Genomic DNA, 14,176 nt, shown 5'->3' on the forward strand with positions numbered 1-14,176 from the left:
GGGAGGAGTGAGATATGAGGTTGGATAAGAGAGATAATGATGAATTGAGGAAGGTTAAAATTACAAAAGATTATATTGAATATGCAGAAGGTTCATGTCTTATTGAAGTAGGTAATACAAAAGTAATCTGCACCGCTTCAGTTGAAGAGAAAGTACCGCCTTTTTTGAGAAATTCAGGGAGCGGTTGGATTACAGCAGAGTATAGTATGTTGCCTAGGTCTTGTAAGAGTAGAGTTTTAAGAGAAGTTAGGAAGGGTGCAGTTGGAGGTAGGACTAGCGAGATTCAGCGTCTAATAGGTAGATCTTTACGCGCGGTAGTAGATTTAAAAAGAATTGGAGAGAGAACTATCTGGATAGATTGTGATGTTGTCCAAGCAGACGGAGGAACCCGCACAGCATCTATTACAGGAGGTTTTGTTGCTCTATATTTAGCATTTCAGAAGCTTATAAAAGATAATGCTATTGAGGAAAATCCAGCTAAATCTTTTCTGGCTGCAGTATCTGTTGGTTTGGTAGATAAAGAGGCTATGCTTGATTTAGCATATAGTGAAGACTTTAAAGCCGATGTTGATATGAATATTGTTATGACTGAATTAAGTGATATCGTTGAAGTCCAGGGAACAGCAGAGGGTGAGCCCTTCTCAAAGAAGAAGATGGATGAGCTTGTAAAACTAGCAAGTAAAGGAATAAAAGAGCTTATAGCTATTCAGAAGAAAGCTTTAAAGGTTAAATGAAAAAGCTTCTTCTTGCTACGTTCAATCATAATAAGGTCAAAGAGATTACTCAGATTGCTAAAGACTCAAATCTTGATATCGAATTTCTATACTTAAAAGACTTTAATAATATAAAGGAAGTAGCCGAAGATGGTAGGACATTTAAAGAGAATGCGATTAAAAAGGCAAAAGAGTATTATATTCAAACCGGTATTGTTACATTAGCTGAAGATTCAGGACTTAGAGTAGATGCTTTAGATGGTGAGCCTGGGGTATATTCAGCTCGTTTTTCAGGAGAAGAGAAGGATGATTACAAAAATAACCTTAAATTGCTGCACATATTAGAGGGTGTAGAAGATAGAAGAGCCCATTTTATCTGTTCCGCTGCTTTAGTTATATCTGAGGATAATATAGAGACATTTGAAGGTGTCTTAGATGGCAACATATCTTGTCATATAAAGGGTAATAGTGGGTTTGGTTATGACCCTATATTTATACCTAAAGAATATAGCAAAACACTGGCTGAGCTAGGAGTTGATATAAAGAATAAGATTTCACATAGATATAAGGCGATTAGAGAGGTTTTTAACTTTATAAAGGAGAATTATTAGAATTTTGGGGGCAATTTGCATTTTATGTAGTATGGTATAAATATTGCACAAATATTGCATAAAATGTTTAAAATGAGTAAATTAAAAAAATTCAGAAATCGACTTGACAGTAGGTTGTATTGTGATATAAATGTAGCAGGAGGTGGAAGGGCTTAAAGGTGAGACCATGAAGAGAATAAAGTTTAACAATATGATTTTCTGTATTATCGATGCTCGGGAGGGGCGTTGTCAAGATAGATCAAGAAATTCAAATAAGTATGTGTTTAATTTAGTAAAAAAGGAGGAAGGTAAGATGAAGAAATTTTTGGCACTGGTAGTTTTGGTGGCATTATGTACAACGCCTGCTTTTGGCCAAGTGGGTGACGGTTTTGTTGCTCCAGAGATAGCTAGTGATGATGTAGGCTTGGTGGCTTCTACGGCTGCTGCTCCATTTGTTGTAGATTGGGGAACAAAAGCTGCATCTGCTTTCGGCAACGCAACAACATTTAGTGGGGTTATAGGTGGAGCTTTATGTGTAGCAATTAACATACAAGAATTAGACCCTTCATCTATTGATTTTACAAAAATTGAGATTGATTATGCTACTGGAGTACTTACTGCTTCTCCTGGAGCTCTTCCTACAGGTGTTGATTTAGATAAGTTAGCAGCAAGTATGAAAAGCTCTGTTAGTATTTCGGAAACATTATTAAGCTGGGATGCTAGCTCAGGTACTACTGTGAAGTTAGATGATAATGGGAGCCCAGTAAATGAAGATGGAAAAGTTATTATTGATGCAGAAGGAAATACAGAAGATCCTACTGGATCAGTATCTACTTATGATTTAGCAAGCTATAAGGTGCAGTTACAGAAAGTTGAAAATTTTCAAGAAGCTCTTGGGCTAGCACGAACTACTAGTCAGAAAAAGACAGCCATTGCAGATTTAGCCGAAGCTGCTACATTACTTGTAAATATGGATAACGGATTTTAAATAAGGTTTTAAATAAAGCCTCTCCTTCGGGAGAGGTTTTATTGGAATTGTTTTTTGAAACTTTTGTAAAGTTTTTAATTAAGGAGAATATTAAATGAGACAGATTAAAAGGAAAGCAAGTTTTAAAGTGCTTTCAATAATTTTTCTAGAATTTTTTCTCCTATCTCAAATAGGCTGGGCTTCAGTTTCACAAGAGATGCTCTCTTCTTATGATCCTGGATTTACAGCTTCTTGTCCAATCAATACGAATAGTTCTTTCTCAATTAATATTCCTCTCGAATATGAAGATAGTACTTTCTTTGCTTCTAGCGAGTCGACACTTGAAGAAATAAATGGTTTTACAATAATTCAATCTGATAGTAGTAATAATATTCAACTTATAAACCAATATTTTTATGTCGAAATAGTTATTGCAGATAGTGTACCGCCGCTACAAGGAGTTGAGGATATACGTAATTATCTGGAAAATCCAGTAGGAGTGCAGGAAATTCTTTTGGAAAGAATTAATGTAGATGAAGAAAAAGATGTTTTTTGTTATAGCTTTAAAGATGTTATTAATTCAGAAAATTTAGCAATAGAGAGGATTGAATTGGATGAGTCTTCAGGTCAAGTAAGCGTAGAAGGCGGTATAGTAATAGATTATTTAGAGGTTTCATGTGAGCTTGATAACGGAGAATTAAACTATCCAGATACAGTAAATTCAATTTCTTCAGTGGAAAATTTTATTCAAATAGTTGGAACTACATATATGGAAGAAAATTATCCAGAGTTAGCCTCGCAATTGAATTTTTTCATGCATTTTGTTTTAAATAGTTATTTTAATAATGCTACAGGTAGTTGGCCTAAGTCTATTTCATCTCTCGAAGTTAGTTTTCCAGGTAATGATTACATTATAAGCTATGATAATCAGCATATGTCGATAAATTCTCTGGAAGAAGATTCAACAGATATGGATGTAACTATAAACAGTGTAGTTGAAATATCTCGAGGTCTCAATCTACCTGCCGAGTATACGCTGTCTTTTAGCAAAGACAGTGAAGCTTTACAGTCATTAAGTCATAAAATAACATATTTCCCCGAAAGTGCGTTAGAAAATCCTTGGGAATCAATAGAGATTAGAGATTGCCAGACACAAAAATTGTTGTATAAGGCAGAGAGAGAGTTAAGCGAAGATGGTTTGCAGATATTGTCTTTTTCTGAAACGCAGTATGATTCTAATGAGGAGATAGTCTCTCAGAGGAAAACAGAGAGATTAGATGATGGTTCAAGCAGATATGTTCTTGCTGACAAATGGAATAAAATTATAATTTATTATGATGTTACAGAGAAAATAAGAAGAGAAGAGCATTATGTAATGAATCCAGCCGAAGGTGAATATCAACTAGATTACATGAAAAATGTTTCAGATGTTAATTCTTGGCAGAATGCCTCTGATGAAGTATTTCAACATTACTTTTATATAGTCGGAAATGTATGGAGTTTTTCTGATCAAAATCTTGGATTAGGTGATATAACTTTAAGTCAACGCATAGACCAGGTTTTAATTAGTGCAGTAGCGTCTTCTGAAACAGGCGAGGGGATTTATTACAACATGCTGGATATTGGTGGATACCATGGTGAATATTCCTCGTCCATATATCAAAGATTATATGAATATAGGGCATGTTTAACAAGCGACGGTTCTGATTTAAAAGCATTGTTTGGTCAGGAATTACAGCGATATTTACCTCTTCGTCAAATCGAAACTGCGGATGGTTTAGTAGATGTATGGGGGATTGTAGCATTTGAATCTGATAAAATTGATTTAGATAAAGCTAATATAAGAGATGCAATTTTAAATACTTCTTTAGAAAGCAAGGTTATGGATTTATATGACATGATAATGGAAGAGAATGGTTCTTGGTTTACTCAATTGACGTCTGAGCAGAAAAGAGATGTATTTAGAAAATTTTTGGAGCCGTTAAAAATAGATGAAGAAGGTTTAATAAGTGCAGTCTTTGAAAGTGTTGATACTGAATACGAAACTTTTGTTGAAATTTTTGATAGATACTTTATGAAAGAAGTAGATATTCCAAAATACGACGAGAGTGATTTTGCAGATAAATTTTTGTATATCCTTGGAGGGGCTAAAAGCTCTGATTCTCTCAACTCTTTCGTGGATACAATATGTTCTTATCAATCAAACATTCAAGCTTTTCCCGGGGATATTAGAATAGAAGAATTTTATATGGGTAAAGATAATTTTTATAATGACAGAGAATTGGCTTTTGTTGATGTTTATCAGGAGACAGCAGGAGAAGAGCGTAGATTATTGCAGCGCTGGGCGGGTGCTAATATTTATAAATTTACGGAATGGGATCAAGAAGGGAGTCCTATAGCTTGCGAGTTAGACGGGGAATTTATTTCTTTTCCTCACGAGGATATATTAAAAGCAGGCTCCCCTGGTGATTGGGAAGAGATGAATCAGGCGCCTAATAGTTTGTTTCCGATGATTCCCAAGGTTCCAGAGTGGATGTGTCATGGGAAGGTCGGTCTTACTCTTATAAAAAAGAGATATGCTACTGATGGGCTTAATGTTGCAGCTACCCCTGATTTTGAATCTTTCAGACCTGTTGAATTTGGTGATACATTTAACGAAAGCTATTTTACGCAAGATGAATTTTTGTCTAGAGATCCAGAGATACTTAAAACATTTTTAAATTTAAATACCGTAACCAGAGGTTTAATTGAAAAGTTTAATATTTCAATTTCAGAATTAGAAGGTAAGCCACTCAGTGTTGTTTTTTACGAGATTAATCAAACTATAGCTGATAGATTAGGATTTTCCAATGAGATGAGAGAAGAGCAATTAGAACATCTTAGTGTAGTTAGGCGTGAATATTATCTTAGAGAAGTGCTTGGTATTACCGAAGAGTCTAAAATCGCTGCCTGTCTCTATGAAAGTAATGAAGTTATTGCTGAGGTCTTTAGAATGGAATCTATTGGATATAGTGAAGAGCAGATACAAGGTTTTTTGGCGATAGATGAATCTCTTGATGGAATAGCAAGCGAACTGGTTTATATGAGTAGGGCAGAGATCGAGGTAAACCTTGCAGAGTTTGGATATAGCTCTGAACAGGTAGATGAATTTTTTGCTATAGAAGATGCATGTCGGTTGGAATCGGAAAGTGTTTTGCAGCTTCTTAAAGAAGTATATGGAGATGATATTGAACAAATTATGATTACTGCTTTTGAAGATTCTATAAAAGGAACTCCGATGCAAGCATTGATAGATAGTGAGGAGTATAGAGAATTTAAAGAAGAGGTTGGATTGATGGGGGTGATAACAAGTGATCCTGAAATAGCTAAAATAGTTTTAAATCGGCTATTGTTATATTACGATGATTATGAAGATATTGATTTAGATGAATTAATAACAGATTTTAATTCTATTGCAAGTAGAAATTCTGATGTAATAAAAGATTATTTAGACGTTGTATTAATTGGTACAGAAGATTTCAACGACTGGACCGATAAAGAAATAAGAAGTGCATTATCTTGTGCGTATTTAAAGACAAGAAGAGGGGAAGAGAGCGCAGACGATGCTTATGAACGGAGAGCAGATTTATTTAGCGCTTGGATGGAAGCAAATAGAGATGTAGGTTATCCTGCTTTTGGAGTAGCTCCGACTCAGGATATAATGATTGCTCCTTATTCTGATCGTATGAACTGGGCTCAATTTGCAGGTTGGTCTTTAACGGGTTTAAGTGCTGCTTTTCTTGTTGCTTCGGGCATAGGTGCAATTTCTGCAGTTACTCTTCCTGTATGGTTAACTCCAATAGTTGCAAATGCAGGTCTTGCGAAAGTTGCTGCTTTTACTGTTGCAGGAACATTGTTAACTGGAGTAATGACTGGATCATGGGCGCAAGCCCCATATGGAGGTATTCAGGGTTTTCTTCTAGGGATAACTTATCAAATTTTGCCTAGCGTTATAAGTGGAACATTAAGATTAGGACGTCCCTTGCTTGCAAAAATACTGGGAAGTACTGTTAGAGCGTCCAATTTCCTTTTGGAATCTGCTAGCCAAAGAGCGCTTCTAATACCTCTTATAAAGACAGCTACTGGAACAGCTTTTAAAGGACATAAAGTATTGACTTTAGCAGAACGTTTTGGTTGGTTTATTGGTAGTTACAAGTTTATTTCTCAGCCTATAGCGGAAGGAGTGGCGAATATTGCTATGAGGAGAAAAGGTTTGGATCCTCAAGATTCTCAGAATCTTTGGATTCATGAATTGGCTAATATAGGGGCATTATTAATTATGCCGTTATTTATACCTGGGTCTTGGGCGATGAATACAAGTGTTATATATAGCGGTGGCGAATATCAAGCAATCAGACCGTTTACAACAGCTAATAACGTATCTCATTATATTGGAAATTGGACGACGCGGGGCAGTTTTCGTAGCTATGGTAGTTCTCAATTATCGGGGGCTATTGCTATGCCTTTGGGAGTACAAAGATTGCTTGAAGAATTAGATCAAGATGTAACAGGGATAGAGCTAGGGGTTGCATTAGATAGTTATGGTGTGGAAAATGAGGAATGGCGAGCAACTTTAAATACCGATTTTGATTCTTGGAAGATGGTATATGAAATTTTATCTGAACTAGGGGTGCTTGAAGATGGAGAATAAAGGCCAAAAAAAATATTCTAAAAATAAATACTTTGCAAAAGTATTTAAGGATTGGTCTTTACAAGATTTTATAAAGAAGATAATACTTGTTTTAATTAGTGAGATATTTCTTGTAACACAGTTATGTTATGGAATAGAAATAACTACCGAACCAGATCAGCTTCCTCCTTTTTTCGGGGATGCTACTGACTTTGCTTTTCCACTCGATGAAACAAGTCTTTTCCCAGTTAGTCAGACTATTTCAGGTGCACCAAGCCAAGTAGGTACTCTTATATTTGATGCCGGCGATAATCAAATTGTGCCGGTTAATGTTGAAGAAATAACAGATGGAACATATCAGATTACTCTTCCTTTTGGTTCGGAAGAAGATCCTGTTTTTAACAATTTTCTTGTATCTGGATATGAAGTTTATGAAAACGGATGGATACATGCTGATTCCTTGGCTTTAGTAGAAGAGGGTTCTTCATATATAACATATCGCAATTTAGACATGAAACCTGGTGAGTCTGGAGACGGAGAGAGTAGTGGTTTTATTATCTGGAATGCAGAATTTGAAGTCATTGACGGTACATTCGGGGTTATTGAAGAGGGTGAACTTACACAGTTTAGTTCTTATCAAACAAAGATACTTAAAAAAACAATGTTTAACAGCTATGATCCAGATGGACAAAGATATTTTGAGGGTGACAGAACTGATGATGGCGGGCTTATTACAAGCCCTGAAGATTTCAGTGGGATATTTACTGATGATTTCAGGGAAAGCTATTTTAAATATCAGCGTGATTTGCTGAGAGGTCATATTGATCCCAGTTTATTTGGTGAAATAGAACCGATTGCGTTTCGGATAAATTATGACGACCAGAAAGATCAGTATGATTTTGAAGCAAATATTAATATTAATATTTATTCAATGCTTGCTTATTCTGGTTTTGTTTCTTTTAGTTCTGAATCAAATTTAAATAACATAACCTCTACGGCTATAATAATAAATGAAGAAGTTGATACAGGATTAGATGAAGAAGCTACTGCAATAATAGATGAAGAAGGAGGGGCAGTTTTAAGCGATGAAATAGAATATTTAAATTTTGGTGCTGGCCTTAAAGTGGAAGAAAGGTGGGGCATGGTCAATACTTTTACGACGCTTTTAAATAAAAATCTTATTGATGAGGACGGGAACGTTAAAATAAGAGTTAAAGTAGGTGATGGAACAGAGGGTGTAGAGTTTAGTGTTCCTTTTGTTTACTTGTTAGGAGATGTCCCTCCACCAAAAGAATACTCTCGACCCTCATATAGTGTTATAGACGATAAATATGACGACCTTACATATTTAATAATGCAGGATATTTGGGATGCGCTTAGATATGACATTATAAGAAAAGAACAAGATATGCAGGAACTAGACGATATAATCCATTTACCTGGGTATCTTAAAGACTTAGCTTATTGGCATTTTAGGTATGATGAGACAGGTGATGAGACAGGTGAGGTAAAGAAAGGTTATTATCTAGGTGATTTTGGAAGTGTTAGATTTGATGAGAATAGTTCCGAAGTTGTTTTTAATCTTGATTTTACTGAAGAAGAAAAAGAAGCGTGGTTGGGTTGGGTTTCTCCTGATTTGTATTTTTATGATCGAGACCCGAGTAAATTAACAGCGGCTTTAAATGAATATATTGGAGCAGCATTAGATCTCCCAGAAAAACCTCAAGGTGTTATTGCAACGATTGAGCAGGTGCGGGAACAGGCTCTGAATGGAGAATATTATACGATTATTCTTGGCGAAAGATTAGATGATGTTACGACTACCTTAGAGAGTTTTACAGTCGATGAGTTATATGAAAATAAAGAGGATTTATATTTTAAAAATCCATTCAGACAGCATGCCTTAAAATATCTACTGGATAATGATTTGATAGATACATTAGGAAATGTTGCGGTATCTATTAATATTGACCAGAGTTCTCCTCAAGATGTAGTAGAAATAGTGCTTCCATATCAATACTTTATTTTATTTGCAGATCCATTACGAGAATCTCTTCCATTAGAATGGAGAGATGATGGAGGATCTCATGACGAAGCTTGTGATGTTTTTTATGATATTCTAGCAAATGTATCCGGGCGATTAGGTGCTAGAGGGAGAGTAGATATTGATTATGAAAGCAAAAGTTTAATTTATACAGGAAATGAAATAGAGTCTATTATATCAACCCCAGAGATGGAACTTGAAATTGGTAGTCTTGTTGTAATATTAGCTGAGAGAGTCACTGTAGATAAAATGAATGATATAGAAATAATTCATAAGCTTCCAGAAGATGTCGAGTTAGATATGAATGCTATGTTTTTAGACTTAGCTAATGGAATGCTTGACGACCATAGCGTAGAAGAAGATGGTGAACTTGTAGAAGTTAAAGGACTAAATTCATTGCTTTATGATTTGGATGTTTTAATCGAAGAGGGTGATTGGTCAGAGACAGCTGTAGTAATCGATAAAATATCAGCCATTAGTCTAGATTTTAAAGAGAAGATGGAGTATATACGGGTCTGTGATTACTACGTTGATCGCTTAACATATATCCATGGAGGGAGTCGGAATGCAAAAATATTATGGTGTATAAATATTTCACCCAACTCAGATGGAATAGAAAGCGATATTTATCCATTCATTGAAACACTGCAAAAGTTCTCCCAAGGTAATTGGGCAGAGGGCATGGAGATCTATAATAACCATGCTCAAGAGTATGACGATAGTCGTCACTTTATAACAGGTTTATTTGGTGAGCTTGATACTGAGATCTCAAGTCAGATGAAGAAAGTAGCTGTTCGTGTAGGAATAGCTCGTGCGGCAACCTTTGTCATTTTAAGTATTGCATCTGCAAAACTGGGATTTCTTGCAGGTCGATTCTTAGGCGCTTGGTCTAAGACCCTTCCATTTATACAGAAGATTCAGGCGTCAACAAGTATCGGTGCACAGATGGCAAAAGGTACTTGGGCAGGATTTAAGGCGGTTACCAGGATTTTAGGTGTCTATGTAGATAATGCGACTGAAGCAGCACTAATGTGGCAGTCGTTGCTGCCATTTATGGGTAAAGCCGGTAGGATGCTGGGGAGTTTAAGTCCGAATTTATTTGGTATGGCGTTACGTTATGGAGTTAACGCTTCTATAGTAGGTACAGGTGCAGCAATGGGTTATCTAAAACCAGGGAGGAATTTATGGTCTTTCATGAATAATCCTGTTGGATTCTTAATCCCTGCGTCTGAACGTCTAGGTAATTTAGGAGATGTTTTTGAATTTATATCTGTTGCATTGGATGGATTTAACTTTGCAAGGACTGGAAGATGGCCTACAAGATCTCCTATGCTAGATTTTTGTCGTAAATATGAGATCCATGTCCCACTTATTACACAGATTCAAGAAAAGATAGAAGGCTTTAAAACAGAAGTAGCTTTGCAAAATGTGCTGAATAAATTTAAGACGGCTCGGGCAACTATACATCAGGCAAATATAGTTTTTAGCGCAGGACTTTTTGCCGGCTTAGATGTAACTGCTCTAGAAGTGGAATCTTCTTCTACTTCAAGTAGCGTTGAGAGTCAGAGTGAATCAGACGAAGAGCCCACTGCACAGTTTGTGTATTTTGCTGATTTAGAGAAGTTTCCGAATGAGGAGAGTTTTCTTGATTATATAAAAGGTTTTAAAGTACGAGTTAGTGGTGAAGTCAGAAACTTCTGGGATGTGTTATATGAAAAGAATGTTGACCAAAGTAAGACATTAACAGAAGCAGGATTTTTAAAACTTAAATATGAATTGATTGGATTAACAGTAGAAGAATTACAAAGATTTCAGGAACTGAAAGGAGACGAAGCCGAAGAATTAATAAGTGCTGGAAATATGCCATTCTTTACTCAATTTTACCGTGCTTTATCTGAAAATTTGAATAATCTAACAGATAGGACAGATGTTTCTTTAGCTCAGGCGTTGGCTAAAGTCTATACGGTTATGCACAATACCCTTAGCGTAGGAACAGGCATCCCTTTAAATCTAACATTCCCGCAACTGCTTGCAGCATACTTTGTATGTGAGGGATACAATGTAAGAAAAACTGATACAGGTAAAATACGTTCAATTATAGATAAAGTCTTTAATGTATCTACAGGTGAAGGCAAAACCTATATAGAACCTGCAGCTGCAGCAGCGCTTGCATTGATGAGGAAAGACGGGGAAAAAGCATTTGATACGGTGCTTATTGCATTCTCTTCTAATATTCTTTGTAAAAGAGATTTCGAGGGTAAAACTGATAACGACAGAGGTGTTAATATCGATATGCAGGAGTTTTATAGCGCCTTGGGCTTAAGAGTAGCCCATTTAGAGGAACCCCGTGATAATACAGTTAAATCATTTGTAGATTACAAACGTAATTTACTAGAAAGGTTGAGAGGGCAGCATAAGCCAGACATTGTTTATGCACCTATTTCAAATATAATATTTCACATTGCTTATAAACTGGCTGATGAGGATTATTCAGAATTTGATAATTTAGACCGAGTAGCTGTAATTCTTGATGAAGTTGATGCTACTGCCTTAGAACAAGCACAGAGTCCATTTATAATAAGCAGGGGTGGCGCAGAAACATACCGCGTTGGTACGCCAGAGGGAGATTTCTTTGAAGCTGTAGGTAGATATATTCGCGGATTGGATTTATTCGGCAAGTTTGGCTTGTGGGAATCATCACCTGAGGTAGATATTGATGCTTTGAAACAGGAAATCCAAGAATCTAGGGATATTAGCGATGAGGATAGAGAAAATCTGATAGAAGAATTAAGTGCAGGGAATAGTCCTTTGCAGGTATATCGTGACTGGAAGTTAAAAGTATCGTCTGAGTTAAGAGAGCAGATTCCAGAGATATTAGCTGACAATATTGCAGATTTAAATTACTCTGGCTTAATTGAGGCGCTGGGATCAGCCGAGAGTATAATACAAAATTATAAAGATAAGTACATTATAGAGTTTGAAAATGGTGTTCCAAGAGTAATTATTGTAAGTGAATTTAGTCACGAAGCACAGCCAGGTAAAAAATGGCAGAATTGGATACACCAAATGATAGAATCTTATGTAGAAGGGGTTCCTGTGAGTACGACTAGCTATACTTCAGGTTCAGTTATTATGTATGAAATACTTGCAAAAATGGGTTATGTTGTAGGGCTTTCAGGCACTGTGGATGTATTTCAAAAAGTTTGGCAAGATCTTCTTAATGCCGCAGTTATGACTTTTCCTGAAGCTTTAAATGATTTAGAGCAGTTTCGAAAGACAACTCCTGTATATGGTTATACAAATTATGATCGTAGTCAACAGGATATGATTGGAAGCCTTATAGAGCATGCTATGCACGGCGAATCTGTTGTATTGGCAACATTAAAATATGAACAGAAGTGTGATGCTGTTTTGACATATTTTAGAGATCAGGGTGCCCAAATAGAAGAAGAAGCTATAGAGGAAACAGAGGGTAAGATACGCTATAAGGTAACTTTGTCTACGGGAGATGTTCTGTATGTACAGAAATATGGAGCTCGGGAAGATTTAGACCCAGTGTTAAAAGGTATGATTGAACAATTAGCAGGAGAAATGGGATTAATTACAATTGGTTCTCCGATTTTTGGTAGGGGAATTGACATTGATACATCACAAAGAATTTCTGAAGATTCTACTGATAATAACGCGATATCTAAAAATGAATTGATTCAGGAAGTACTGGAGAATACATTAAGTGGTCAAGCTGTTGTATTTGCTTCAGAAAAGCATGAGGATGCACTGAATGAATTCCTATCTTATTTAGCATTAGATGATATAGAAGCTGAGTCTGTAGAAGGCTTAGAAGGTGCTAGAAAAATTAGAATAGAGTATGAAGGTAAAGAAGTAGTATTGTTTAGTTACGGCACTAAAGAAGGTGATTTATCCCCAGAGGTAAAAGCAAAAATTCAAGCAGAGATAGACCAAGCTAATGAAATTAATGGAGAGGGAGGGAGATTTATTATTTTCTGTTCACCAAATATTGGACAAGAGTTTAATGTTGGCGACTCAGATCAAGTATTGTATGAAATGAAAGGAGAGTGGGGTTCAATATATCGCAATCTTCATGTTGTTGCTGATGGATTAATGGCATTATGGCTTACACAGCAGATTATTGGAAGAGCAAAACGTGGAGGGCGACCAGGGACTGCTGCAGTATTTTTCTCTACCGATTTTGTCAATGATCCAATTTGGCAGCAATATCAAAAATTGTTCATAGCTCATCCGGAATGGTGGGAAACAATTGAATCAAGTGTTGTAAGATTGTCTGATTCAATTGGTGACGCAAGGATGAATGAATTTAGTTTTTTAGATGCACGTATTCAAGAAATTCAAGGTATTCATGTTCAATCAGTTCTTGGAACTTTGATGAATGTGATGGAGCAATACAAACCACTATATGAATTTCAGGTTGATTTTATACGGGGATTGGGTGAAAGAATTAATGGCAATCTAACCCAAGAACAACAGCAGAAAATTCAGGAAATTCAGGAAATTCAAGAATCTAAGAATTTTACTGCCGAAGATAAAGAAGATTTAATAGGGCAAATACATGCAAGGAATAATCCACATCAAGTGTTTAAAGAATTTAGAATATTTGAAACGCTAGGTGGAATAACAGTCGATAACTTAAAAGGCTGGATTCAAAATGACTCTCTCTATTGTAGCGAAGAAACAAAAATTCAATTAATACAAACTTTAGAAAATGAGGATAATTTAATTTCTCCGCAACTGGTTTATTTAAGGTGGAGAATCTTGGATTCACCGCTATTATCAATAAATCAAAAATCCAACATTGAAGAGCTGTATACATTATTTGCAAACTCTGCAAGAAGTATTGGAAACAATAATTTGCCGGAGATTATTAATCAGTGTTTAGATGATGTAGGAAATGGAGACTTAAAAGCAATAATGTTAAAATATCTTACTCCTTCGGATCCTAATTCGCAAAATTCTCAAAGAGAGACAGCAACGAGTAGAGTTGTTCCTACATATAAATCAATGGTGTTGAATAATTTTGGTGGCGAACAAGCTGCTGTTCATTATGGAATTAAGAGTGATTTTAATGACTGGCTCTTAGAAGAAGCAGCTGATATATATGAAATTTTAGTTATTTTGGATTTGGTGAACTGATATTAAAGTAATATTTGTAGTGTT

Annotated in this window: 5 protein-coding genes; all 5 read left to right on the forward strand. The window is 35.9% G+C overall.

Annotation, left to right across the window (positions count from 1 at the left end):
• Positions 1 to 14 precede the first annotated feature (14 nt).
• Complete coding sequence (rph, locus tag P9L98_05120; protein MDP8216679.1) at positions 15 to 734, forward strand: ribonuclease PH; 720 nt, start codon at positions 15 to 17, stop codon at positions 732 to 734.
• Positions 731 to 1,324 (forward strand): RdgB/HAM1 family non-canonical purine NTP pyrophosphatase, encoded by a 594-nt coding sequence (gene rdgB / locus P9L98_05125; GenBank protein MDP8216680.1) that lies wholly within the window; start codon positions 731 to 733, stop codon positions 1,322 to 1,324. The genes rph and rdgB overlap by 4 nt, the downstream gene beginning before the upstream one ends.
• 166 nt (positions 1,325 to 1,490) lie before the next feature.
• Positions 1,491 to 2,291 carry a hypothetical protein gene (locus P9L98_05130; protein MDP8216681.1) on the forward strand — a complete coding sequence of 267 codons (801 nt, stop codon included), beginning with the start codon at positions 1,491 to 1,493 and terminating at the stop codon, positions 2,289 to 2,291.
• Between the two features lie 94 nt (positions 2,292 to 2,385).
• Positions 2,386 to 6,960 (forward strand): hypothetical protein, encoded by a 4,575-nt coding sequence (locus P9L98_05135; protein MDP8216682.1) that lies wholly within the window; start codon positions 2,386 to 2,388, stop codon positions 6,958 to 6,960.
• Positions 6,950 to 14,152: a hypothetical protein gene (locus P9L98_05140; protein ID MDP8216683.1), complete on the forward strand. Its 7,203-nt coding sequence runs from the start codon at positions 6,950 to 6,952 to the stop codon at positions 14,150 to 14,152. Before P9L98_05135 ends, P9L98_05140 begins: the two co-directional genes overlap by 11 nt.
• Positions 14,153 to 14,176: the final 24 nt, after the last annotated feature.

It is taken from the genome of Candidatus Kaelpia imicola, from assembly GCA_030765505.1.
In the GTDB taxonomy this organism is placed as follows: Bacteria; Omnitrophota; Gorgyraeia; order Kaelpiales; family Kaelpiaceae; genus Kaelpia; species Kaelpia imicola.